Source organism: Paenarthrobacter nicotinovorans, from assembly GCF_007670255.1.
Lineage (GTDB): Bacteria > Actinomycetota > Actinomycetes > Actinomycetales > Micrococcaceae > Arthrobacter > Arthrobacter nicotinovorans_B.
The window spans coordinates 19378-44309 of sequence record NZ_SZVS01000008.1 but is presented as its reverse complement, the minus strand read 5'-3'; the positions used below and the strand labels follow the sequence as shown (position 1 = coordinate 44309).

The following is a 24932-nucleotide window of genomic DNA, read 5'->3' as shown; positions in this document are numbered from 1 at the left end:
AATCCGCGACGGGAAGAAGAAGCCAGGGGCTGGTCGAGGCCTCGACGGGCACCGCTGGATTGAGCGCCCCGCTGAGGCATTCAGTGTCGAAGCGTTGAAGCAGCGCCTCATCGGCGGTATCCAGAGCTGGCGCGATTACCCGGCATCGTTGAGGCTTTGGTTCTGGCTGATTCCCACGATCAGCGCGGTCCTTGCCGGCATCCTCCGGTTCTTCCGGCTTGACGTCCCTCACAGCCTGGTTTTCGACGAAACGTACTACGTCAAGGATGCATACTCCTATCTGGTAAGCGGCTATGAGCGTAGCTGGCCGGCCAATGCCAACGACTCCTTCAACGCCGGCAACCCCGACATCCTGCTGAACACCCCCGAGTACGTTGTCCATCCACCGGTTGGCAAGTGGATGATCGCCTTCGGTATGTGGCTGTTCGGCGCCGACAACCCTTTCGGCTGGCGGTTCGGAGCAGCCCTCACCGGCACGCTCACGGTCTTCCTGGTTTCGCTCATTGCCCTGAAGCTGTTCCGCTCCCACACCCTTGGGGCGGTTGCGGGTCTGCTGCTCGCCGTTGACGGGCACCATCTGGTCCTTTCACGGACGTCGCTGCTTGATATCTTTCTCGCGTTCTGGCTCTTCGCCGCTTTTGGCGCCCTTCTGATGGACCGCGACGACGGCCGCCGTCGTCTGGCCTCCCGGCTCGCCGCGCAAGCGGCTGCTTCGCCCGGCAACCGGCCGTTGGCGAGCCAACTGGTGGCCGGCCCCTGGTTGGGAATGAGGTGGTGGCGCCTTGTGGCCGGCATCTGCCTCGGGCTCGCCGTGGGAACCAAATGGTCTGCGTTGTCCTTCGTGGCGGTTTTTGGAGTCATGACCGTGCTCTGGGACCTGAACGCCCGCCGGATCGCGGGTATCAGGAATTGGTTCAGTGCCGGTGTCGTCAAAGACGGCATCCCTGCGTTCTTCACCATCATTCCGGTCATGGTGGTCACCTATACCGCAACCTGGACAGGCTGGTTCCTGTCGAAGGACGCCTATTACCGCCAGTGGGCTGTCACCAACCCGGCGCCGGGCTGGGATTGGTTGCCCAATTCCGTGCGCTCACTGGCGCACTATCACTTGGAGGCGTACAAGTTCCACCAGGGGCTCAGCGCCGAACATCCCTATCAATCCAGTCCATGGACCTGGCTGGTCATGGGCCGCCCCACGTCCTTCTACTACCAGTCACCCAAGCAGGGAACAGCGGGCTGCCTCGTGGAGACCTGCTCCTCGGCGATCCTGCCAGTGGGAAATCCCGTGGTCTGGTGGGGCGGAACGATCGCCTTGGTCATCTTGCTGTTCTGGTGGGCGGGACGCCGCGATTGGCGGGCCGGAGCCATCCTCGCCGGGGTCGCCGCCGGATATCTGCCGTGGTTCATGTACCCCGAACGCACCATGTTCATCTTCTACGCGGTCTCGTTCGAACCGTTCCTGGTCCTTGCCCTGACGTACGTTTTGGGCTTGGTGCTCGGACGCAGCACCGATCCCCCCTGGCGTAAACGCACCGGGCTGTATGTGGTGGCAGGTGTCGTGGTTCTGGCCGTCATTGCCACGGCCTTCTTCTATCCGGTGCTGACGGCGGAAGTCATCAGCTACCAGGAATGGCGAATGAGAATGTGGATGCCGTCGTGGATCTAGGAGGCAAGCAGTGAGGGAAGCCAGCACGGAGCTCCTGGTCGAGGCCGACGAGGACAGCAATGTGACGGACCTGCTTCTGGAGCGGTGCGCCAAGGATCCGTTCGGCGTCCTGTACGCGCACAACACAGCCAACGGCTGGCTCAACGTTTCAGCCGCGCGGTTCCTCGCGGACGTCACCGCGTTGGCCAAGGGACTCATCGCCGGCGGACTCAACCCTGGTGACCCCGTGGCGGTTTTGTCGCATTCGAGCTTCGAGTGGACCCTGGTGGACTTCGCAATCTGGATGGCTGGCGGCGTCACAGTGCCCATCTACGAGACGTCGTCCGCAGGCCAGATCGAATGGATCCTGGCCGATTCCGGAGCCCGGCGCATCTTTGTGGAGGACGCCGCGAAGGCCCAACTGGTTCATTCCGTAGTGGACCAGTCCGCGCTCCTCGGCGAGGACCCCATCGCCATCATCCGGATGGAACACGACGGCGACGCCCCCAACCTCACCAGCGTGTCCGCCGTCGGGATCGGCGTCATGGATGCAGAACTGGAGCGTCAGCGCAGCGCAGCAAAGCTGGCCGATATCGCCTCCATCGTTTACACCTCAGGAACCACGGGCAAGCCAAAAGGTTGCGAAATCACCCACGGAAATTTCGTGCTGGTGGCCCGGAACGTTATCCCGTTCCTGCCGGAGCTCCTGATGCAACCGGGAGCAAGGACCTTGATGTTCCTCCCACTGGCACACGTCCTCGCCAGGGCCGTCCAGGTAGTGTGCCTCACCGCAGGCATCACCCTGGGTCACAGCGCCGGAGCCAGCGGGTTGATGGCAGACCTCGGATCCTTCAAGCCGACGTTCCTGCTGGCTGTCCCAAGGATCTTCGAAAAGGTCTACGCCGGAGCCAGCCACAAGGCCGCCATGTCCGGAAAAGCCGGCCTTTTCGCGGCGGCGTCCGCAACCGCCGTCGAATATTCGACGGCGGTTGATCTCGCCTCGCGCGGGAAAGGCGTGGGCCCGGGGTGGCTGCTGCGAACCAAGCACAGCGCGTTCAACAAGCTTCTCTATCCCAAGGTGAGGGAGATTTTCGGTGGCAACGTAGGCTACACGGTCTCTGGAGCCAGCCCACTGAGCCTGCGGGACAACCACTTCTTCCACGGTGCTGGTGTCCCCGTTCTGGAAGGCTACGGCCTGACTGAAACCACCGCCCCCTGCACGGTGAACACGCCCAGCATGTCGCGCATCGGCACCGTGGGTATCCCCCTGCCGGGAACCACCATCCGGGTGGCCGAGGACGGCGAGGTGTTGGTCAAGGGCATCGGGGTGTTCAAGGGCTACCACGGCAACGAGGAAGCCACTGAGGCCGCCTTTGTGGATGGCTTCTTCCGGACCGGAGACCTGGGTGAGCTGGACGCTGACGGCTTCCTGACCATCACCGGCCGCAAGAAGGATCTTCTGGTGACTGCCGGCGGCAAAAACGTGGCCCCTGCTCCTTTGGAAGAGAAGCTGCGCGAACACCCGCTGGTGGGTCAGGCTGTCGTCGTGGGCGACGGGAGACCCTTCGTGGCGGCCTTGATCAGTCTGGACCCTGAGGGCCTCGCGGATTGGTGCACCGAGAATAAGCATCCCGCTCTCAGTCTTGAGGAAGCAGCCCACGACGAGCGTGTGAGGGCGGCCGTGCAGTCTGCCGTGGATGAGGCCAACAAGCTCGTCTCGGCGGCTGAGTCCATCAGGAAGTTCGCCTTCATCACGGCAGAACTCAGCGTCGAGTCCGGGCACCTGACGCCGTCACTGAAGCTCAAGCGCGCGGCCGTGGTTGCAGACTTTTCCTCGACTGTGGAGAAGCTCTACGCGAAGTAGGAGCGCATGTCAGATCGATCGGTAATGCCGGCTCCGCTGCTTTACTACTCCCGGGTGCGGGCAACACTGTTGCCCCTTTACATCGGGCTGGCGATCATGGCCTTCGGCGTGCTCTTCATAGCTCTCGCATTGGCTCAGCGCCGCATCGACTTCCTGTTGGTCCCCTTGGTGATGCTGCCGACCGGGGCATTTGTCGGCTTCATGACGGTCACGGTGAGAGTCGATCAACAAAATGTGGTCATAGACTTTTGCGGCATTTTCAAACGCAAACTGCCTCGGGACCAAATCGCCATGGTCACCACCGACAACGCCGCCGGCATCAACGGCTACGGGCTTCGGTACATGGGACCCGGCATGGTGGGATACCTGGTCGGCGGCCCCGAGATCAGCATCACGATGAAAAACGGCAAGACCGTCATCGCCAGCACAGACCGCCCCGAACTACTCATCAGCATTCTTAGGGCCCGGACTGCCCGTGAAACTGGCTGACGCTCATCGGCTGCCCTGGATCTGGCTAAGGGTGGAGGGATCCTTGATCTTGTGGTCATTACTGAGCATGAAGGCTTTGGACAGAATCGTAGCCAGCCGTCCCGCCTTTTCCTCGAAGGGAAGGAAGATGCGTTCTGCTCGTGAGCCGGGCGCTTGAACAATGCAAAGGTAGGAGTCGTCCGGTTCCATCAGGATGTTTCCTGACCCGAGGTGGATCTTGTAGCTACGAAGCGTGCCTCGGACGAGGAGATGGCGATCAGTCAACTCACAATTCTCTGCAAGGATTGTGCGGGGAAGGATGTTGGCAAGGTATTCGCGTCGCGTCTGGGCGGATTCCGTGAGAGGCGCTGTATGTGAAGCGCTCCAGTAAATCTGGACAGAGCTGTTGGGGTGGTCCGCCCATTCCAGGTCCGGCCCGATTGCGGCCACTGCGGTAACCAAATCAACATCACGCATTGCTTCGCTGAAAACTGCCCGTGGCACCTCACCGAGGTCTACTGGCTCCCAGGTATCCCGGGCTACGTTCCGTTCGAACCACACCCTGTTGGTTGTGCACAGAGATGCCAGGTCGTCGTGGACTTCGAGGAGTTCGATGCTGAAACCCGCCCTGAGCCGCTCGTCAAGGAACTCTACGTAGAGTTGGCTGTCTTGGCCGCCGTCCCAAGAGCCCAACTGCGTGCCGTGCCAACCACGGTCTTTCAGGAGCGCCTGCGCCCTCGGATAGTCAAGGATATGAGCCGCGAACCGGTTGGAATACAGCTTGGTCTGCCGCTCGGCGTCGGTGAGCAGATACAGCTCGCGGTACACCTGCCTGAAGGGCTGCCTGATCTGTTGCTTCATCTGGTGCAGGCGCCAAGCCCGCACTTCCTCCGCACCGCGCTCCCAGGGCTTCCACAACACGACGACGGCGTCGCTGGTGATTTCACGGACTTCACCGTCGATTCCCGCCAGTTCCCAGCCCGCGTCCCCCTCAATGCGCCTAGGGTAACCGGAAAATCCGCCTTCGTTGGATGCCAGGGTCCACAGCAGCTGCCGCGCGATGGTTCCGACCACGGGGTGTTCCAGGTACCGGGTCCGGAAGTCGGCCCCGGTCCACGACCTGTCTGAAGCCATAAGGCCCTCCAGCCGCCGGCGCTGGCTGCCGAGGCTCCTTTTTGCTTCGCTCACGGCTAGTTTTACTTCAGCAAGCAGCGGCGTGTTCTTGAACTCAGACGGCATTGCCACGCGTCTGGCGTCCACATCGACCCAAACCAGCTCCACGGCTGCGGCACCGGTTGAGTTTGTCAGGGCGACCCTTGCCGTGTAGCTGCCCGCGGCAAATTCCCTGACGCCCTGGGCATCGAACCCGAGATCCGGAACAGCCGTTTCCAGGAGTTCCGAGGGGGCGATGCCCCGTTCCGAGGAGAGCTGGTCGATGACGCTGACAAGGCGCTTATGCAGATTCTTGTTTTTAACAACATCGCGGATCCTTGCGAGGGCACCAACCACTTCAGTGGTGGCGTCCGGGTGGCTCCTGGCGATCTCCAACAGCGCCTCAACACCCGCGTTGGCTCCTGTTGTTGAACGGCAGACTCCGTTCTTGCCATTGTGTCCGGCTCCGAGGTAGGCGCTGGCATCACGGATGAGGCTTATCTGTTCCGGGGCATCCGGTTGGAAAGCCAGCAGCCACAAAGAAGCGCGAACCACCGATCCCGAGTACGGGGTGAGACAGGAGAACTCACCAAAGTCCGATGTCGGGTTTCGCTCCGCTGTAATGCCAAGCAGTCGCTGAGCGGCCATTAGTGCCACAGGCTGCTCGGCCACGTACTTCGCTGCCGCGCGCTTCCACTTGGCAGTGGGCTTGGGACCGGTCAGTTCGCTCATGAAAAGTAGTAGTCGTGCGGACTGGTACCCGGGGAAAACGGCTTGGAGTGTCTCGCCGACCCGGGGCCCAAAGTCGTCGTCATCGGTTACGTACTGCAGCGGTATGCGGCCGGTCCCGGGGTCGTCATCGAGCAGCAATTCATTGAACTTCCGCACTTCGGGGTGCAGGCCCGGCCCATCCCGGAAATCCAGGAGAAGGATGGCTTCCATTCGGCGCGTCGCAGCCGGAATGCTCCTGCGTTCAGAGGAATCAAGTGACATCACGGGCTCGTGAAATGCCTGCCGCCACGACGGAAAGATGTATTGCGAGTAGGGCACGTGGGAGAGCATCCAGTCGAGTTCTTCGAAATCCCACTCCAACGGAGCCATCGCCGACAACGCGTAAAGCCCCTGCTCTACCAGTGACGGCATTCGAACCCGTCCACCGGGGTTATCGGGCTGTTCATGGCGCCACTCGACGATTCCATACTTGCGCTCATGTATGTATTTGAAGGTCAGGGCGAACGCTCCCTTCCGCCCCTCGGGGTCGAGTTCCTCGAGATAACGGGCAAACTGCTGACGGTAACCGTTAAGGGCTTCCCCGCCAGCAGCCCATTCGGAATGCGCAGGCTCGAAAAATTCCAACAGCCGGTGCCGTTGCTCATCGGCAAGCCGGGCCAGCTTCTGCGGGAACGCCTTGGGTGCTGCTGTTTCAGTCATTCCGCTCATCCCCCGACCAGTGGTACAAGCTTGATGAAAGTTGCTTCCGTAGCTTTGCTGACGTCTATCTGTTCCGAAAGGCTGCAAAGTTGTCGATCGTCCACCAGCACGAAGAAGGCGTTCCGTTCGAAGCCCTTTACCGCGGCATCGGCCTGCTTCTCCCAGCTTTCGGGGCCAGGTCCTTTGACAGTCCTTTGGGCCCCTCGGGCATTGAACTCGCGTTCGGTGGCGGACACGGCCACCACAGTGGTGCGGCTACCGGCAAGGGCATTGTGGCGGGCGACCTCCTCGCGCACACGCCAGCGGATCAATTCCTCTACCGTGATGACATCAGGCAACCCGGACAGTTCTTGCGCGGCTGACACCCCGGTTCCAGGCAGTTGTTCATCGCACACCCTCAACACGGCCATATGGTCCTCCCCCATCGACTGGACGTTTCCCGCAGCATATACGGTGAGGCCGACATTCAGGGTCGCAAGTCGAACTGGCAATAAAACAGACACGGAGCCGAAATGCTTTCGGCTTCGTGTCTGTTTTTAAGTACGAAGATGGGTTAGGCGTCGCTTCAGCCGCGATCCCCCGCAACAGCGGGGTCGGAGACCTCATCGCTTGATTCATCCTGGTCCTCGGCGTCGCGTTCTGCCTCGCGGGACACCAGGCCACGACGCCGCTTGGTCGGCCACGTGAAGATGAAGGTCAACGTCGCGGCAATGAACACGAGCGCGCCGATCACAATGCCCGCATCGACCCAGAACTGTCCCGGGAAGAGCCGGATGAGGGTGTCTTCCAAGGAGAAGGTCCAGGTCCCGTTGGCGAAGAAGATCCGGTGGAACTCCGTGAAGAACTGCTGCCAGCTCAGTACCGCCAATACAGCGAGGCCGATGATGATAACCAGGGTGACGATGGAGCCGGCGAACAGCCCGCGACGGATTCCGCCGTTGCTCCGCTTCCGCAAGTAGATGATGGCAATGATGCTGAGGATGATGAGCAGGAGCCCGGCGCCGAAGGATGACAGAATCACCGTTTTGACGTCCGCCATATGCGCCACTTCGCTGTCCTTGAAGAGCTTGGCGCCGTCCTGGTTGACCAGGCCACCGAGGTACCGGGGACCGGCCCAGTTGCTGAGGTAGTCCACGGCGTACGAGCCGTAGGTCATGCGGTCATCAGTGTTGAAGCCATAGCCATCGCCGGGGAAACCCGGACGGTTGTACTCCACCCACAGGAACAGGGGGCTGGTCACTGCCCTCACGGCCAGCACCAGCAGGATGACGGGGTAGAAAACCGCCAACAGCACCTGGAAGACGCGGGGACCAACCGGCTTCACCTTGGCGGCTTGCTCGCGTTCAGCATTGCGCCGAGCCACTTCGTCTTCCGGCGGACGGACCTGAAGGGCCGACGTCGGCAACGGTTCAGAATAGTGCGAGGGCTGCTTGCCCGAGGATGCATCCGCGAGCGTGTCAGCGAACAGCGGCGGCTCGGCAGGGGCTTCGGCTGCTTCTGCTGCCTTCCGGTCAGCGCGGCTCTCCGGCTGCCCGGCGCCGGCTGCGGCGGTAGACGTCGTCGCAGCGGCCGCCGGGGAGGCACCACTGGACGTCTTTGGCTTCATCCAGTCGAAGGCCGGCTCATCGGGGTCCTCGTGGACGTCCGTGTCCGGTTCTTGTGGTTTTGGGCTCTTGTCGCTCACAGGGTTCACTTCCGTAGGCATCCACCGGCGAATGCGTGCTGCCGGCTCTCTTGTCTGCATTCGAGCCTACCGCCCGGGTTTGCGGCGACACGAGGAACCAAGCCGCCTAACGCCAGATTGAAACGTAACTGTAAGGTCTATGCGGCGATGCTTCTGTAACCGCCGTCATTGGCTTCCAAGTCACCGGTCTCCCCGGCACGTACGGCCCGGCGGCCGAGAAGCAGCGTGTAGGTCCAGTATCCGGCCAGGACAATGGCTCCGATGGTGATCTTCGCCCAGACCGGGAGCTGGCTGGGCGTCACGAAACCCTCAACAATGCCCGACACCAGCAGGACAAGCACCAAGCCCAGGGCGATCGTGATCAACGACCGTCCCTCATCAGCGACTGCCTGCATCCGCGTCCTGGGACCGGGGCGGACCATGGCCCAGAATATTCTGAGCCCCGCAGCGCAGGCGATGAACACAGCCGTGAGTTCCATCAACCCGTGCGGGAGGATGTAGCTGAAGAACACATCGGTTTTTCCTGATGCGATGAAGACTCCCCCTGCGATCCCCACTGCCTGGGCGTTCATGAAAAGAATGTAAGGCACCCAGAACCCGGTGATGCCGAACGCTACGGCCTGGGCTGAAATCCACGCGTTGTTGGTCCACACTGCCCCGGCGAACGATGCCGCCGGGTTCTCGGAGTAGTAGTCGATAAAGTCTTCCTCGACGTACCTGCGAACTCTTTCGTCGCTGCCGAAGGCCGCCCTCAGCGCGTCCGGCGAGGTGCCGATCCAGAAAGCGTACGCGACGCCGACCACAGTGAACGCCAGCCCGCACCACAAGGTCAGCCAGCGGATCCGGTAGAACGCGGCCGGCAGTGAGATAACGAAGAAGCGGGCCAGGTCCTCCATGAAGTTCGAGCGCGCGCCGGTAAATCTCGTGCGGGCCTGCGCCAAGGCTGCCGACAGCGACGACGACAGGCTGGTTTCAGGAGCCACCGAACGGATCAGGGACAGGTGGCCCGAAACCGTTTGGTAGAGGCGCAGCAGCTCGTCCGCTTCCTCCCCCGTCAACCGGCGCTTATGCGCCAGGAAATGAAGCCGCGACCATTTGTCCCCATGTATGGCCGAGAAGGCATCGATGTCCACGGCACCACCCTAACGCCTGAAGCGCACCACTGGGACCGACCTGTACACCGGAGACCGGCGTCATTCCCCTCGCACGCCGCTAGACTCGTTGTGCAGGCGCCGCTGGGCACCGCATGTACGGAAAGCGTGGGGGCTGGGTTGAGTTCGATCATCACAGGCGAGGCAGTGGTCCTGGAGCTGCGCTCAGCGTCTTTTGCGGCCCGGGGACTGGGCCTTGTTCTCGACGTCATTTCCCAGGTCATTCTGACAATCCTGCTGATCATCCTCGTCCTGTCGGCGTCTTCTGACCTTGACGACTCGGCGATCCAAGCACTGGTACTGTGCAGCATCGTCTTCTCGGCCGTGGTGGTGCCCGTCACCGTGGAAACCCTCACCCGCGGGCGCTCGTTGGGGAAGCTCGCCATGGGTCTGAGGATCGTGCGCGACGACGGCGGATCCATCCGTTTCCGGCACGCCCTGATCCGTGGGCTGCTTGGCTTCCTGGAGATCTACATGACCTTCGGTGGCTTGGCCATAGGGGTGGCACTGTTCAACGAGAAGTCCAAACGGCTGGGCGACATCGTTGCCGGAACATATTCACTCCGCCTCCGGGTGCCGTCAAAACCCCGGATCATGCCTGTTGCACCGCCTTACCTGCAAGGGTGGGTGAGCGTGGCGGACATTGGCCGCGTACCGGACGCCACCGCACGCCGGGCCGGTACGTTTGTCCAGCAGGCGTACCTCATGGCACCGGCATCACGGCTGTCCATGGCAACATCCCTGGCCACGGAGCTGGCCCGGTACGTCGCACCGCCTCCCCCGCCGGGGACCATCCCCGAGGACTACATAGGTGCAGTCCTCGGGGAGCGTCGCAACCGGGAACTTGCGCGCCTGCGTCAGGCCGAGCAGAGGAACGCCGTGCTCGGCACACGGTTGCGCAAGCTCCCGTTCAGCCATGAACTTTAGTTCGGCCCGGGGTGGGCGGCCGGAACGGACTCATCCCCAGTGGTCGGGCCTGCGGAGCCGCGGAGGCAGAAGTGTCCCGGAGTTGCCCTCGGCTGCGTTGATCTGCGGTTGAGTCACGTAGAGCGCTGAGGAAAGGTCCGCGCCCGACAACTCTGCCCCGCGAAGATCCGCCCCCAGCAAGTCCACTGCCGTCAGGTCACTGCCGGTCAGTTTGGCCCCTATCAGGTAGGAACCGCGAAGGTCCGCGCCGCAGAGCCTGAGGTTCTCCAGTTGGGCGCCGATCAGGTCGGCACCTGGCTGCAGGCCGCCGTCGGGCAAGTGCCGTTCGTCCGCGCCGTAGGAAGCACGGACTTCCCCGCTGACCTCCATGAGGAGGTTCCGCACCCGCCCATGGAGGCTTTCGACGTCGGCCTCCAGGACCGTGGTGGCGTCACCACGGGCGGTGTCCGCCACGTGCTGGGCAAGGCTGGCTGCCGCCGTGGCGAGCTCGGGATCGAAGGTCCGCTGCCGGGCTTCGTCCAGGTACCAAAGCATCTCGTGGAGCTGCCTGACGATTTTGAACACGGCGAACATCCCGGGTGCGGAAGCGGGGCGCTCCCGCCAACTGGTCCCACCGAAGGTGTGCTGGGAGACCAGTTGGCCCGCACCGAAACAATCAAAAACTGTGCAGCCTGTGAACCCACGGGGCCGCAGCCGTTGATGGATGGTGCAGGAAAAGTCCGCATCCAGGTTTGGGCACGGCGAAGCTGCAGGCTTGTCGATGGCGAAATCCGCAGAGCGGGCGAATCCCAAGGCAGTGCAGCACAGCGCAAAGCAATTGCCGCAGTCCGGGCGAAGGGTTGGTTGGGTGGTCATATGGTGCTCCAGGTGATGAAGTGGGTCCGGTGGAAGGAGCTGGGGAACCCGTCAGCGGGTTCCCCTCAGGGACACCTGTCATCACGATGGAGGGCAGCACAAAACCGGAGGCCAACAGATGGTCGGCACAGAAAATCCGGGTCAAGGAGAAGTCCGGGTCAAAGAGCGCAAGAAATAATCACTGCGCCGATCCTAACAGCTGGATTACCGCTGGGCGTAGCTCGCCCAAGGAATGTTCCAGTCACCGAAACCTTCCAATGGTTCAACAGCCGGTGCCCCCGTGTTCAGGATTTGCACGACGTCGCCGGTTTTCATGTTGTTGAAGAACCATGCGGCGTCATCCGGCAGCAGGCCCACACAACCGTGCGAGACGTTTACCCTGCCGATGGCGCCCCACGCAGCCTCAAGTGCTTGGTGGACGTAGACTCCGGACCACGTCAGCCGGTTGGCATAGTCCACTACCATCGGCGGGTAGTAGCCCTTGTCTCCGGGCTTGAGGCCGATGCTGCCGGCGTTGAAGTTGGATTTGCGTTCCTGTTCGAGGATGACCGCGTAGCCCGTGGGCGACAACCAGTCCTCGCCGCCGAGGGATACAGGGGCTGTGTGGACCAGTTGCCCGTCGGAGTAGACGTTCATGGTCTTGGTGGTGTCATCGACCACTGCTATCCGCTGCGGTCCGGTGGTGAAGGTGGACACCACATCCCCATTGCCGATCATGTTGTTGCCGAAGTCGACACCCAGAAGCTTCATGTCAACGGTGACAGTGGTTCCGGAAGCCCAGAATGCCTCAGGCCGGATGCGCACCTTCTTGTCCGAGTACCAATGCCACGCGACAGGCTGGCCGGAAGAGACTGTGATGGCCACCCGCTTCTCCATGGCCGCCTTGTCCAGGATGGGCTCGCTGAAGTTGATTTCGATCGGCTGGCCGGAACCGGCGGTGGTGCCGTTTCGCGGGTAGATGGATGCATCTGCCTCATAAGCGGCCGACACCGTGGTGAAGCTCTGGGACTTGGTGGTTTCCTTCCCCGCAGTGTCCACCACCGTATAGGAATAGTTGTACTTGGTCTTGAACTTCAGGACTTCCTGGGTGGTCCAGGTGGTGCCATCGGGGCTGATCTTGCCAACCACCGGAGTCCCGCCATCAGCTGGGGTCAACACGACATTCTTGACCTTGCCGTTGACTGCCTTGATCTGGGGACCTACCACTGGGTTCCACTCCACCGCGCCGTCCAACGGGGTGATGCCTACCTCTACGGGTTTGGCCTCCACGGTCGGGGTGGGAGACGGGGCGGTGGCGGTGTCCTGCGAGGACCCGGGCAGCAGTCCAGGCACGGTGGCCACGCCGATTCCGCCCACGGCAATGGCCGCGCAGATCCCAATGATGGCAAGGACCTTGCCCGTTTTCCGTTTGGCGACTTCCGTCATGTTTCCCGTCATCCTGTCCCCCGGCAAGCCATACTGAATACCCAATTCTAGTCGAAAGGCCGGCCACGCTGATCGCGTGCCGGCCTTTCTCCATCGATTGTGGATTACGGAGAGCCCCTAGTAGCGGTAGTGCTCCGGCTTGTAGGGGCCTGCTACGTCAAGGTCCAGGTACTCGGCCTGTTCCTTGCTCAGTTCCGTCAATTCCACGCCGAGGGCATCCAGGTGCAGGCGTGCCACCTTCTCGTCCAGGATCTTCGGAAGAACGTAAACCTGCTTCTGGTACTCGCGTTCACCCTCCGGCTGGTCCTTCTTGGTCCACAGCTCGATCTGGGCGATCGTCTGGTTGGCGAACGAGTTGCTCATCACGAATGAGGGGTGGCCGGTGGCGTTCCCCAAGTTCAGCAGGCGGCCCTCGGAGAGCACGATGATGGAGCGCTCCTTGTCCGTGCCGGAGTCGAAGACCCACTCGTGCACCTGCGGCTTGATCTGGACCTTCTTGACGCCTTCGACCTTGGCCAGGCCGGCAATGTCGATCTCGTTGTCGAAGTGGCCGATGTTGCCCACGATCGCCTTGTTCTTCATGCCGAGCATGTGTTCGGCAAGGATGACGTCCTTGTTGCCGGTGGTGGTGATGAAGATGTCGCCTTGTCCCAGCACCGTCTCCAACTTGGCCACCTGGTAGCCGTCCATGGCCGCCTGAAGCGCACAGATGGGGTCGATCTCGGTAACGATGACGCGCGAACCTTGGCCGCGCAGCGCTTCCGCCGCGCCCTTGCCGACGTCGCCGTAGCCACAGACGACGGCGACCTTGCCGCCCATGAGGACATCGGTGGCCCTGTTGATGCCATCCGGAAGGGAGTGGCGGATGCCGTACTTGTTGTCGAACTTGCTCTTGGTGACGGAGTCGTTGACGTTGATGGCCGGGAAGAGGAGCTTGCCCTGCTCAGCCAACTGGTACAAACGGTGGACACCCGTGGTGGTTTCTTCGGTGACGCCCTGGATGAGGCCTGCGATACGGGTCCACTTCTGCGGGTCCTCAGCCAGCGTCCGGCGCAGGAGGTCGAGGATGATCGCATATTCCTCGGGGTCCTCTTCCGTTGCCGCCGGGACAGCGCCCGCTGCCTCGAACTCCACGCCCTTGTGCAGCAGCAGCGTGGCGTCGCCGCCGTCGTCGAGAATCATGTTGGGACCCAACTCGGGGTTGGTGTCGGCGCCCGGCCAGGTGAGGATCTGCTCGGCAGTCCACCAGTACTCTTCCAGGGTTTCACCCTTCCAGGCGAAGACCGGAACACCCTGGGGGTCCTCCGGAGTTCCCTTGCCGACCACAATCGCAGCGGCGGCTTCGTCCTGGGTGGAGAAGATGTTGCAGGAGGCCCAACGGACTTCCGCGCCAAGCGCCGTGAGCGTCTCGATGAGCACGGCGGTCTGGACCGTCATGTGCAGCGAGCCGGCGATCCGCGCGCCCTTGAGCGGCTGGGAAGCGCCGAACTCGGCGCGAAGCGACATCAGGCCGGGCATCTCGTGCTCAGCAAGCCGGATTTGGTGGCGGCCTGCCTCAGCGAGCGAAATGTCAGCCACTTTGTAGTCGAAAGTCATGGAAGTCCTTAGGTGCCGTGCGGGTGTTAAACGTGCGTTGTGAATCCGAGCCCGGTAGGAAAACGGGCTGCTAGGCCTTGGAGTCGTGCTGGCTCGAGCCGGCCGCATTGGCCGCAGCCAGCAGCTCCGGAGGCAGCAGCAGCGGAATGCCGTCCTCGATGGAGTAGCGGGGCTTGGTGCCGTCCGCGGCTTCAGCTGTCGACACCAGCTCCTCGCCCTCCTGGACCAACGGTGAACCCGTCACGGGGCAGCGCAGGATGGACAACAGTTCAGGACTGACCTTTGGCATGAATGATGCTCCCTGGGTGGCGCCGGCCTGGCGCCGCTGGCGGATTTATCTGCAGCTTCCAGACTACCGCGCGGGAGCGCAGGCTTTGGTTCACCGCGACGGTTTGGGTCCCGACGGCGGCACAGGCCGCCGTCGTCCGCTCAAACGGCGGTGGAACTTACGGCGGTGGAACCTTAGGACGGTTCGCGGAGAATGCGGAGATGGCCCCTGCGCGTACCTTCGGCGCTGGCCGGTGCTTCAATGTGCGGATGGCTCTGCCTTGCAGGTGTTTCCGGGGCGGCTGACGCTGCCTCGCGGACTGCGTTCGCCAGCGCCAGGAGATCATCCGGACCAGGCTGCGGGGGTGTCGCAGGCATCGCCAAGCGCAGCACTTCCCAGCCGCGCGGAACCGTGAGGCTGTCGGCGTGCTGTGTGCAGAGGTCATACGCATGCGGCTCCGCATAGGTGGCAAGCGGACCCAGGACAGCCGTTGAGTCTGCGTACACGTACGTCAAAGTGGCCACCGCAGATTGGCGGCAGGCTGATCTTGAACACTGACGAATAGCACCCACAACATCCCAGATTAGCGCCACTTGGTACGTGTGGTGCGCATTGAGGCCCCGTGGCTGCCAATGCAGGGCGTGGTTCCGGCGACTTCGGCGCGGTGTGGACAATGATGTCGCGCTGGCCGTTACCCGGGACTAAAGTCGATATATGCAGTCACAGCCACATGTTCCCGGATTTACCGTCCGGTGGACTGACGCCGATGGCGATCAGACACAGGAACACGCCGGATCAAGCGGGCGGGGATTCCGGCAGCGCCGTCGCAACCGCCACGGCAGGGGGCTGAGGGGCGAGCTGATGCTTCCCAACCTCCCAGGTTTCCGTACCCGCTCGGAGCGGTTCGACGACATGGTGCTTGACTCCGCCGAACGCCTCCAGGACATGTGGGGCAAACAACTGGACGGCGTCCTCTTCGCGGTGGACGAGATCCCGCCGAACCTGGAACAACTGGTCGCCTCGGGCAACCCGGCGCCCATGGGTGCCTACACTCCCGGCGGTCGCGGCGAACCGCCCATGATCACAGTCTTCCGCCGGGTGGTGGAGCAGGGCACCACCACCCGCGACGAGCTGCAGGATCTGGTCCATGACGTTGTGGTGGAGTACACGGCAGAGATGCTGGGGGTACCCCCCGAAACCCTGGACCCTGTGTACCGCCGCCGCTACCAGTAACCGCCGGCTAGTAGCCGACTGTGACGGGAACCTTCTCCAACCCCGCCGCAGCATCCTGGATCGCCACCACGGACACGTCGTTTCGGCCCTGTTTTCCAAGGATCATCGCGCCGTAGACGGGATCGCCTGACGCAGAAACCACGTATCCGGCTATGACGGAGTCTCCGGACTTTGCCGGGAGCTCGATGACAGACGTGGTGCCGCCGGCCAGGTCAAGGTCAACAGCCTTGCCTACTTTGCCGTCGGCCGTGACCGGAGCGTAATTGACCGTGGCGCGGCCCTCGGGAACGCCAAAGCTCAGGGAGCGCAGCCCATCACGTGGAACGGCCACCAAATGCTGGCTACCCAGTCGCGCCGATGCCGGTGACCACGCGAAATCCGTGGCATCTTCAGCCTTGGCGCCACGGGTGACCCTGGTCGATGCCACAAACGAAACGTCGGAGCTGGCACGGACTGTGTAACTGCCGGCCGGAACGCCATCAAGATTCATCGTGGCAACGGAACCACCCTTGACCGTGACCACTCCCCCGTTGGGAAGCTTCCGCTCGCCATTGGCGCCGTACAGGCTGACCTGCACCACTGCATCCGTTGAACCGGGAACGGCGATCTGGAGGGCCGGCACCGCGTCGGCGAATCCGGACTTTGCGGACAGGGCTTTGACGCCGTCCGCGTCCTGGATGTCGACGCCGGACATCACCTGGACGTTCGATGGCCCGTCGCCCGGGGAAAGGTATTCAACTCCGCCGGGAGCGAGCCCACGCAGCACACTTTGCTGGATGGTTCCCGCCACCGGGCCGCCAGTGCTGCGTACGTGGACGGCAAGCTGCGATTCTCCCGGAGCCAGCCCCGCAAGGTTCAAGGAGCGGGTGGTTCCCGGAGCCACCAGCAGTCCCCTGGCTCCCGGGGCCTGTATCTGGCCTTCGTAGCCGAAGAGGTCGAGGTTCACCGTGGCGGGGGTTTCAGAGGGGTTGCTCAGGTTGAGGACCGCGGTGCGCCCAACCGAGGTGTTCGCGCCCAGCAGCCATGAATCATTGCTTGGCGGCTGGCACTGCGCGGACGCCAGGCCACGGAGGTCACCGTCCGTGGCCGAATAGCCGAGGTTGGCGGCCATGGTCGCCTGCTCATTTCCAATGGGCGCCGCCTCCACCACAGACGGCGAGGTCACCGGGCTGATCGACGCCACACCTGCTGCAAGAACCGGTGGCCCCGCCGTAGGCGTTGGAGTGCTTGTGGGAGTCTTCGCAATCTCAGCGACTGCCCCGCCACCCAGGGCCGTGACCTTGCTGCCGGGAACTGTTCCAGCGGGGTTGCTCAGGACTACAGCGTTGAGGGCGCTTGAGGCCGTGGTCGAGACGGGACTGAAGTCGGCGTCCGTACCCACCACCGTCCCACTGACCAGCCGTGCCGGTTCGGGGCAGACTCCGAGGGCCCGGCCGGCCGGAACGTCAGCCTGACGGATGTCGGTGCCGGTACCGCCGGAGGGTCCGGGAACCATCGACGTGGCAGCCACAGCGCCTCCGCCGGCAGCCAGGATGACCACAGCCGAGAGCACTCCGGTGACCATGCCCGAGTTGGACCGTCGCGGACCCTTCGTGCGGGAGGACTTCCCGCTGCGGGAGGACTTCTTGCTGCGGGATGGGTCCTCGGCCGGATTCGCCTCAGCCGCCGGTGTTGCTTCGTCGGCCGTGTTGTTCTGGTCCTCAGACACTGCTGTACTCCTTACGGAGGGAGACTTCATCCCTCGACATGCCCGTGCGGGAACGGCGGGCCGGCATGGGAATCGCCAGGAGGACTGTCAAGGCGATGACCACTACCTGCAGAATTCCCAGCCACAGAGCCCACGGGTTCGTGTAGCGGATTTCAAGCTCGCCGCCACCGGCCGGGAGGTCGAATGCCTGCGACCACCCGGATGTTGTCGGCGTCAGCGGCTTGCCGTCCAACAGGGCCGACCAGCCGGGATCAGCCCGTTCAGCCAGCACTACTTTCCTGCCGTCGTCTCCGGAGGGGACGCTGGCTTTGGCAGCCACCTCGTCGGAGGGCAGCGTGCCCACGGTTGCACCTTGTCCGTTGACGATACGGACGCGGTGCGTCGCATCGGCAGCATTGGCCGCCGCTTGGCCGCGCGGCGTCACACGCCACAGCCAGCCCGCATCCGTTTGACCGACGGCAACGAGTCCCGGAACGGCGTCGATCCTGCTCGCGGTCAGTTGGTCCGCGTTGTCCGCAGCCTTCAGCACCACGAAGCCCGCGCCAAGTTGCTCGAGGTCGGGGCGGGGATCCACCCCCGTGCTGGCCACGATCGTCGCCACGGCCCTCCGCAACGATGCGGTGGCGGCGTCATCGCTCGTGAGTTCTTCCCGGCCCGGTGCGCCCATGATGGTCCTGGCGGAAGCGATCGTGGACAGGCTGTCCAGCGTTGTTCCGGCTCCGCGCATGAGTGAGGATGTGAAGGCGCCTTGCTCGCCACTGGTGATCACCAGGGTTCGCGAACGCTCGGGCCCTTGGCCGCGATCGACGGCGGTAGCGGGCAGCGTGCCGGACCCGGTGGGCCACACTTGGCGGTGGGCACCCAGGGACCCGGCCGACTGCGGAGTTTTGGAAACCGCCGGGGAACCCGTGGAAGTCGAGGGTTGAAGGACGTTCTGCGCAGCCCAGGCTCCCATTCCAGCCAAAGGCCCCGCAACCAGCAGGATCACCACGACGGCAGAAGCAGCGCGTCGCAGCGGAAGCCTCCGGCGGCCAGGATCAGACGTTCCGCGGCTCGCGGAGAAGATCTTCTCAGCCCCGAGCAAGGCAGCAGCCAACAAAAGCATCCCCGAGGCGGACACGGCCGGGCCGGTAAAAGGCCCGACTATGACGTTGTTGTTGACGCCGGTGGCCACGTGCCCCACGAGCCAGCCGCTTCCCAAGGTGGCCAGGGCGGCCAGCCAGAACACCCGCGCCAGGGCTGTGCGCTTGCCGGGCAGGAACAACGCCGCCACGGCGAGCAGAACGACGGGCACACCAATGAGCAAGGCCAGGATCAACGCCCATGGCACAGGGCCCGGACCGAACAGCGACAGTCCGGTCAGACCGCCGTCGATCCCGAATGCCAGTGGCTGGCCGAGCAATTGCTGCCACAGCGGGGCGGCATCGAACCCGAGGGGAAGTCCGGGATCAGCCAGCAGGGAGCGGGGCCTGTCGAGTACGGAAAGGCCGTAGGGAAGGAACAAAGCAAGAGTGGGCAGCAACGACCACCACATGGTTTTGCCGCGCTGCCCCAGCACCACGGCAGCCAGGACAACGGCAACGACGACGGGACCCAGCAACGATGGCGCCGATGCCGTGACCACAGCCATGGCCAAACCGGCTGCAGCTGCCGCCGTCCACGAAGGCGTCCCATTAATGCCGGGCTTGCTGCGGACAGGAGCGAGCCTGGCACCGGAGGGTGCGTGGGACGTCGTGGAATACGGTGCCCTCGGCTGCCCGATGGCAGATCCCGATGCCCGCACCAATGCAAGCAGCAGCAGCGGCATCATCAGGTGGGCCACCAAGGCACCGATGCGGCCTTCATTGATGGAAATCAGGAGAGTCGGAGATCCCGCCCAGATCAAGGCTGCCACGGTCCGGAACCGGCGCTTGGTGGTCAACGCGCCCGATGCGAACCAGGCACCAACAGCGGACAACGGCATCGCGAGGATGAGGAGCCATGCCATGGCTGCGTTCCCGTCCCCGCCTCCGAGGAGGGTGAGAATCCACAAGACGTAGCCGAAAGGATCACCGTGGCCCGGCAAGCCGGCACCAAGGGAGATCCACCATGTAGACGCGTTGACCCAGATGTCCGCAGGGGATTCCGAAAGAGGCAGGAGCCCTCCCCCGGTGACAGAACCGGAGCGAAGGAGTCCAAGCAACCCGACCACGGCCGCTGCGAGGGCGATGCAGGCTGCGGCAACAGCGCCGGTCCCCACCCAGCCCCGCTCGTTCGTGGCCAGCGCTGCGAAGTCATCTGCGGCATCGCCGCTGGGCTCAGGAGCCAGGAGATCGCTGGAGGGCTGGGAGTCCTCACCGGGGCGGATGGCTTCCAACAGGGATCGCCGATGGGCCCGGACCTCCCGCGTCGGCGTTTGGAGGCCGCGCACCACGGAACGATGGACCCGCCGCGTCCTGGCGGCGACGCGGCGCCCCCGGGCAATCGCGACAGGACGAATCAATGCTGCGATGGTTGCTGTGAACTGGGAGAAGCCGTACCCCGGTTCCTTCACAAGGATGCTCAGGACCAGCCGGACGAGAGCTCCGAAGAAGGCGCCAACAGCCTGGAACGGCACCTTCCACCACGGCGTGTGCTTGAGCCGAAGATGGATCTGGGCTTTTCGCGCTGCCGAAGCCGTGCCCAAGCCATGGGGGCGGTGCTCCACGTGGAACATGCGGGCAGAGGGCACAACAACCACACGGTTGCCGGCGAGCCAGTTCCGCCAGCAGAAATCGACGTCGTCGCCGCTGCCTGGCAGCGCGGGATCGAACCCGTCCAGCTGCTCCCAGACATCCCGGCGAATCAGCATCCCCGCGGAGTTGACGGCAAACGTATCCGACCGGGCGTCGTATTGGCCTTGGTCCACTTCGTCGGCATCGATCAGGGTCAGGCGCTCGGCCCAGCGGCTCGTTGAAAGTCCGACATCCACGAGGTGGCGGCCGTTGTCCCAGCCGAGCTGTTTGCAACCGGCAACGGTTACCGACGGCGCGCGCTCGACGGCGTGCAGCAGCTCTGCCAGGGCGTCCGGAGCGGGGGCGGCATCATCGTGCAGCAGCCAAATCCACTCCACCGGCTGGCCCTCGCCGGTGCGGGTCCCTGCAGGAGCAAGCTCCTGAAGACCCGCGCTGACAGCAGCGCCGAAGCCGCTCTTCGCTTGCTGGAAGGTGGTGACATTGCCTTCGCCGAAGGCACCGCGGAGCAGACCCAAGGAGTTATCCGTGGAACCTGTATCAATGCCAATGGCGGCATCTGCCGAACGCGTCTGGTCCGACAATGCCGCCAATGTCCTGGGCAGGTAGTTACCGCCGTCGTGGGAAACCACTACGGCGGTAACGTGCACTTCCTTGAGAATTAGACCGCTCGCTTCCTTAGCCGACGGCGCTCCCGCTCGGAAAGCCCGCCCCAGATACCGAACCGCTCGTCATTGGCCAGAGCGTATTCCAAGCACTGTGAGCGCACGTTGCAGGCTCCACAGACTTTTTTGGCATCCCTGGTGGATCCCCCCTTCTCGGGGAAGAACGCTTCGGGATCGGTCTGCGCACACAGCGCGTCCGTCTGCCAGCCAAGCTCGCCTTCGTCGTCGAATTCCCCCTGGCCGGGGAGACCGATCCAGACGGGCTGCCCGGGCGTCTCAAGCGGACGGCGCAGCTCCATGGGAGGATCGTCGAGGTCATCTTCCGGGCCAGACGGCAGGTCACCGATCAACGCCTCATGTGCCGCGAGGAGGGCCGTTGCCTGGTCCTCCAAAGACTGCTGCACATTCTGGTTGTAACGGTCTGCCGCTTCCGGATCCGCAGGGTCCACGTACCAGTCACCCGGCACTTCCCGCGAACGGTATTTCACCGACGCATGTTCTGCGACGACTGCATCTTCCTGGATACGCAACGCTTGCCCCATGGCGTCCCTCCTGAGTTTGCAGCTGCTGCTTGGATGTATTTCCGACCCCCGGTGGTGTTCGGGATGTCTGTGCAGCGGCGTTGATTACTAATTACACGCGTGTAACTACAGTCAGTCAAGCCGCGCCGGGATAATAATCAAGAAGCTGTGGAAAAGTGGGATGCGCCACGCCCAAGATCCCGCGCCTTGCCCCAATCGAAACCAGCGGGAAACGGGACCGCTGAATCGCTTGTGTGAACATTCGTTGAATTTCCGCGGAATCGGCAAAGGCGCGGCGGACACCACCAGCGACTGGACAAACCCGCCTGTAGCGCAAATCACATCCGACGCCTTGTTGCCGGCAGTGGCGCGGGACCGCCGTGGCAAGATTGACCCATGAGCATTCCGGCAGTGAACTTGATGACCACCCTCCGGTCCGGGCACTCAACATCGCCCCGACTCACCTGGTACGGCCCCGACTCCGAGCGGGTGGAACTGTCCGGGCGCGTTTTGGACAACTGGGTGGCAAAAACAAGCAACCTGCTCCAGGACGAACTCGACGCAGAACCCGGCATGGCCATCCGCCTGGACCTGCCGGCCCACTGGAAGTCTTTTGTATGGGCTCTCGCTGCCTGGCAGCTGGGTATGGAGGTTGTCCTGGACGGCAGCTCCGCAGATCTCCTGGTTACCGACAAGCCCGACGACGGCGCCCGGGCCGGCTTCGATGCGGTGGTCGCCGTGCCGCTCGCGGCACTTGCGATGCGCTGGCCCGGAGAGCTGCCATCCGGCGTCGTGGATTACGCGGCAGAAGTCCGCTCCCATGGCGACGTCTTCATGGCACATGACGACCCCGAGGGTGGAAGCCCCGCCGTGCGCGGTTCCGACGGGCACCTGCACTCCGGGCTGCTGGAAGGATTCGCCGCTGCGCAGCAGCCTTCAGTCCGGCTTCTGGTGCGCACTGGCGATGGATTGGAATCATGCCTCGCCGCGGCCCTCGGCGCATGGAAAGAGGACGGCTCCGTAGTACTCGTCCACGACGACGTGGAGGTCACCGACCACCTCTTGGACAACGAGCGGGTCAGCCGCTCCTAGTGTCAGCCGTTCGGCAGCGGCCCGGGGTATCGGGCGTCAGGGCTTCTTGATGGAAGGAAGCTCGCCGGTTGCCGGGTTGCCTGCTCCTGCTTCCGCGCCGGCTTTGGCCTTGGGGTGGATATCCAGAAGTTCGTGGTCGTGCGAAAATTCCGGTTCCTGATCCAGTTCCTTGTTGAAGACCAGGAAGCGGTAGGCAAAGAACCGGACTACCGTGGCCACAAGAATGCCCACTACACCGGCCGCAAAAAGCAGGTTCTTGTCCGTGATGTTCAACCAGTAGTTGGCAATGAACGTGAAGCCCGTCGAGATTCCGATGCCGATGCCATTGATAATGACGAACATCACGAACTCGCGCACGACGTTGTCCTGCCTGCGATGCCGGAAAGTCCAGAACCTGTTGGCGATCCACGAGAAGATTGTTGCCACCACGGCACCAACAAAACGCGCTTTGGACGGGCTGTCCGTCATCGGGCCGTGCATCAGGTAGTACGTGAGGCCGTTGTCGATAACGAACGCAACACCACCAACAGCGCCGAACTTGGCCACTTCGCGCCAGAAGAGCGAAGCAAGTCCGCGGATGCGATCTGCAAGTGTGGTGATCATGACCCTCCATGGCCGTTGAAAGTGGGCCGATGGGCCTTGACCATTTTAGCGCCGATTTCCACGTACTGCCCGGGAGTACGCTGTGAGAACGCCAATAGAGGGTAAAGAACCGGGGATAAAAGCGCCCAAATGAGCCACAGAATCAGTGATCCTGCCGCTGGTTCGGTAGGCTGAACCTTGTGACTTTTCCAGTAATTGGCGTTGTTGGCGGCGGCCAACTCGCACGAATGATGGCTCCGCCCGCTACCGCATTGGGCTTCGAACTGCGCGTTTTGGCCGAAGGCGAGGACGTTTCGGCGGTTGCCGCCGTGGCTACCGCCCCCATTGGCGACTACAAGGACCTGAACGCTCTCCTGGAGTTTTCCAAAGGCCTGGACGTTCTGACGTTCGATCACGAACACGTCCCCACGGGGCACCTGCGAGCCCTGCTGGATGCCGGCGTGAACGTTCAGCCCGGTCCCGATGCCTTGGTCAACGCCCAGGACAAGCTCGTGATGCGGGCCGCCATCGACCGGCTGGGCCTGCCCAACCCGGAATGGTCTGCCGTGCACACCGTGGACGAGCTCGTTGCCTTCGGGGACAGGATCGGCTGGCCAGTAGTGCTGAAAACGCCACGCGGCGGCTACGACGGCAAGGGCGTCAGGATCGTCGACTCCGCCGCCGAGGCCTTGGAGACCGAGGACTGGTTCCAGGCCATGAGTCCCCTGCTGGCCGAAGCGAAGGTGGACTTCAGCCGCGAGCTCTCCGCCCTGGTGGCTCGCACTCCCAGCGGTGAGTCCCGCGCCTGGCCCGTGGTGCACACCATCCAGGTTGACGGCGTCTGCGACGAAGTCATTGCCCCGGCCCAGAATATTGCCGTGGAAGTCGCTGCCGCCGCCGAGGAAGCCGCCCTCCGCATCGCCAACGAGCTCGGAGTCACCGGCGTGATGGCTGCGGAGTTGTTCGAAACTCCGGGCGTCGGGGCGGGATTCCTGATCAACGAACTGGCCATGCGTCCGCACAACACCGGCCACTGGACCCAGGATGGTTCCATCACCAGCCAGTTCGAACAGCACCTGCGCGCCGTACTAAACCTGCCGCTGGGTGCCACCGATGCCCTGGCTCCGGTCGTTGTCATGAAGAACTTCCTTGGCGGGGAAAACCAGGACCTCTTCAAGGCCTTCCCCACGGCTTTGGCGTACGAGCCCGCCGCGAAGGTGCACTCCTACGGCAAATCCGTTCGCCCCGGCCGCAAGATCGGTCACGTCAACCTCGTCGGCAGCTCCGTGGCCGACGTCGACTCCGTACGTGAGCGCGCAACCACTGTGGCCAACATCATCCGTGATGGCCGCAAGCCCGAACAGACCCCACTCGAGGAGACCGTATGACGACCACACCGCAAGCCCCGCTGGTAGGACTCGTCATGGGCTCGGATTCCGATTGGCCCGTCATGGAGGCAGCCGCGGACGCCCTGGCCGAGTTCGGCATCCCTTTCGAAGCAGATGTGGTCTCCGCCCACCGCATGCCGACGGAAATGATCAGCTACGGCCAGAGTGCGCATGAGCGTGGCCTTCGCGTAATCATTGCCGGTGCCGGCGGCGCAGCCCATCTGCCGGGCATGCTGGCTTCCGTAACTCCGCTTCCCGTCATCGGTGTTCCTGTTCCGCTCAAGACACTCGACGGGATGGACTCCCTGCTGTCGATCGTGCAGATGCCGGCCGGAGTTCCCGTAGCCACTGTGTCCATCGCCGGTGCCCGCAACGCAGGGCTCCTGGCCGTACGCGTGCTCGCATCCGGCACCGACGAATTGGCTGCACAGCTCCGGGGCGACCTTCTCGCGTTCGCACAGGAACTCAACGATGTGGCCAGCAAGAAGGGCGAAAACCTTCGCCGCAAAGTAGAGGAAGTCTTCTCCCCGGACAACGCTTCAGCACGGAGCAGCCGCTAGGAAGGC

Annotated in this window: 21 protein-coding genes; 8 read left to right on the top strand and 13 right to left on the bottom strand. The window is 63.3% G+C overall.

The features are described from left to right. Nucleotide 1 precedes the first annotated feature (1 nt). Genes FDP28_RS13375 through FDP28_RS13365 form a run of 3 tightly spaced genes read left to right on the top strand, consistent with a single transcriptional unit; the run spans nt 2 to nt 3998 of the window. On the top strand, nt 2-1666 hold the full coding sequence (locus FDP28_RS13375) for a dolichyl-phosphate-mannose--protein mannosyltransferase (RefSeq protein WP_397321060.1): 1665 nt from the start codon (nt 2-4) through the stop codon (nt 1664-1666). 10 nt (nt 1667-1676) lie between these two features. Next, entirely contained in the window at nt 1677-3509 is a 1833-nt protein-coding gene (locus tag FDP28_RS13370) for an AMP-dependent synthetase/ligase (protein ID WP_144661934.1), read from the top strand. Nucleotides 3510-3515: 6 nt separating this feature from the next. After that, nucleotides 3516-3998: a hypothetical protein gene (locus FDP28_RS13365; RefSeq protein ID WP_144661933.1), complete on the top strand. Its 483-nt coding sequence runs from the start codon at nt 3516-3518 to the stop codon at nt 3996-3998. Between the two features lie 3 nt (nt 3999-4001). On the opposite strand, the gene FDP28_RS13360 is transcribed toward FDP28_RS13365, so the two are convergent. The 4 genes from FDP28_RS13360 to FDP28_RS13345 form a co-directional block, all read right to left on the bottom strand. Next, a complete protein-coding gene (locus FDP28_RS13360) occupies nt 4002-6560 on the bottom strand; it encodes a DUF4132 domain-containing protein (RefSeq protein WP_186313632.1) in 2559 nt (852 codons plus the stop codon). Between the two features lie 5 nt (nt 6561-6565). Then, nucleotides 6566-6985 carry a hypothetical protein gene (locus FDP28_RS13355; RefSeq protein WP_222120643.1) on the bottom strand — a complete coding sequence of 140 codons (420 nt, stop codon included), beginning with the start codon at nt 6983-6985 and terminating at the stop codon, nt 6566-6568. Between the two features lie 140 nt (nt 6986-7125). After that, nucleotides 7126-8244, bottom strand: coding sequence for a TIGR01906 family membrane protein (locus FDP28_RS13350; RefSeq protein WP_144661931.1), 1119 nt, complete (start codon nt 8242-8244; stop codon nt 7126-7128). Nucleotides 8245-8381: 137 nt separating this feature from the next. Further along, nucleotides 8382-9377: a stage II sporulation protein M gene (locus tag FDP28_RS13345; RefSeq protein WP_186313631.1), complete on the bottom strand. Its 996-nt coding sequence runs from the start codon at nt 9375-9377 to the stop codon at nt 8382-8384. Between the two features lie 138 nt (nt 9378-9515). On the opposite strand from FDP28_RS13345, the gene FDP28_RS13340 reads away from it, so the two are divergent. Then, nucleotides 9516-10322, top strand: coding sequence for an RDD family protein (locus tag FDP28_RS13340; RefSeq protein ID WP_144661930.1), 807 nt, complete (start codon nt 9516-9518; stop codon nt 10320-10322). Between the two features lie 30 nt (nt 10323-10352). On the opposite strand, the gene FDP28_RS13335 is transcribed toward FDP28_RS13340, so the two are convergent. The 5 genes from FDP28_RS13335 to FDP28_RS13310 all read right to left on the bottom strand — a co-directional run bounded on the left by FDP28_RS13335 (nt 10353) and on the right by FDP28_RS13310 (nt 15038). Continuing rightward, nucleotides 10353-11177: a pentapeptide repeat-containing protein gene (locus FDP28_RS13335; RefSeq protein ID WP_144661929.1), complete on the bottom strand. Its 825-nt coding sequence runs from the start codon at nt 11175-11177 to the stop codon at nt 10353-10355. A 204-nt stretch (nt 11178-11381) separates the two neighbouring features. Beyond that, complete coding sequence (locus FDP28_RS13325; RefSeq protein WP_144661928.1) at nt 11382-12614, bottom strand: L,D-transpeptidase; 1233 nt, start codon at nt 12612-12614, stop codon at nt 11382-11384. A 105-nt stretch (nt 12615-12719) separates the two neighbouring features. Beyond that, a complete protein-coding gene (gene ahcY / locus FDP28_RS13320) occupies nt 12720-14198 on the bottom strand; it encodes an adenosylhomocysteinase (protein WP_144661927.1) in 1479 nt (492 codons plus the stop codon). A gap of 70 nt (nt 14199-14268) precedes the next feature. Continuing rightward, on the bottom strand, nt 14269-14487 hold the full coding sequence (locus FDP28_RS13315; protein WP_144661926.1) for a Trm112 family protein: 219 nt from the start codon (nt 14485-14487) through the stop codon (nt 14269-14271). 173 nt (nt 14488-14660) lie between these two features. Further along, nucleotides 14661-15038: a DUF3499 domain-containing protein gene (locus FDP28_RS13310; RefSeq protein WP_186313630.1), complete on the bottom strand. Its 378-nt coding sequence runs from the start codon at nt 15036-15038 to the stop codon at nt 14661-14663. A 142-nt stretch (nt 15039-15180) separates the two neighbouring features. Here FDP28_RS13310 and FDP28_RS13305 point away from each other — a divergent pair, with 142 nt between their 5' ends. Continuing rightward, a complete protein-coding gene (locus tag FDP28_RS13305; protein WP_144661924.1) occupies nt 15181-15699 on the top strand; it encodes a metallopeptidase family protein in 519 nt (172 codons plus the stop codon). A gap of 7 nt (nt 15700-15706) precedes the next feature. Here FDP28_RS13305 and FDP28_RS13300 read toward each other — a convergent pair whose 3' ends face one another. Genes FDP28_RS13300 through FDP28_RS13290 form a run of 3 tightly spaced genes read right to left on the bottom strand, consistent with a single transcriptional unit; the run spans nt 15707 to nt 21325 of the window. Next, nucleotides 15707-17407 (bottom strand): DUF5719 family protein, encoded by a 1701-nt coding sequence (locus FDP28_RS13300; protein ID WP_144661923.1) that lies wholly within the window; start codon nt 17405-17407, stop codon nt 15707-15709. Next, the gene (locus FDP28_RS13295) at nt 17400-20768 is read right to left on the bottom strand and encodes a glycosyltransferase family 2 protein (protein ID WP_144661922.1); all 3369 of its coding nucleotides are present in this window, start codon (nt 20766-20768) and stop codon (nt 17400-17402) included. Before FDP28_RS13295 ends, FDP28_RS13300 begins: the two co-directional genes overlap by 8 nt. 11 nt (nt 20769-20779) lie before the next feature. Next, on the bottom strand, nt 20780-21325 hold the full coding sequence (locus FDP28_RS13290; RefSeq protein WP_144661921.1) for a WhiB family transcriptional regulator: 546 nt from the start codon (nt 21323-21325) through the stop codon (nt 20780-20782). A gap of 375 nt (nt 21326-21700) precedes the next feature. On the opposite strand from FDP28_RS13290, the gene FDP28_RS13285 reads away from it, so the two are divergent. Next, nucleotides 21701-22396, top strand: coding sequence for a TIGR03089 family protein (locus tag FDP28_RS13285; protein ID WP_144661920.1), 696 nt, complete (start codon nt 21701-21703; stop codon nt 22394-22396). Nucleotides 22397-22432: 36 nt separating this feature from the next. On the opposite strand, the gene FDP28_RS13280 is transcribed toward FDP28_RS13285, so the two are convergent. Further along, on the bottom strand, nt 22433-22999 hold the full coding sequence (locus FDP28_RS13280) for a GtrA family protein (protein WP_144661919.1): 567 nt from the start codon (nt 22997-22999) through the stop codon (nt 22433-22435). Nucleotides 23000-23178: 179 nt separating this feature from the next. Between FDP28_RS13280 and FDP28_RS13275 the strand changes: the two genes are divergently transcribed. Together FDP28_RS13275 and purE are read left to right on the top strand one after the other, a co-directional pair. Continuing rightward, complete coding sequence (locus tag FDP28_RS13275) at nt 23179-24366, top strand: 5-(carboxyamino)imidazole ribonucleotide synthase (RefSeq protein WP_144661918.1); 1188 nt, start codon at nt 23179-23181, stop codon at nt 24364-24366. After that, nucleotides 24363-24926 carry a 5-(carboxyamino)imidazole ribonucleotide mutase gene (purE, locus tag FDP28_RS13270; RefSeq protein WP_144661917.1) on the top strand — a complete coding sequence of 188 codons (564 nt, stop codon included), beginning with the start codon at nt 24363-24365 and terminating at the stop codon, nt 24924-24926. The genes FDP28_RS13275 and purE overlap by 4 nt, the downstream gene beginning before the upstream one ends. The last annotated feature ends 6 nt before the right edge of the window (nt 24927-24932 follow it).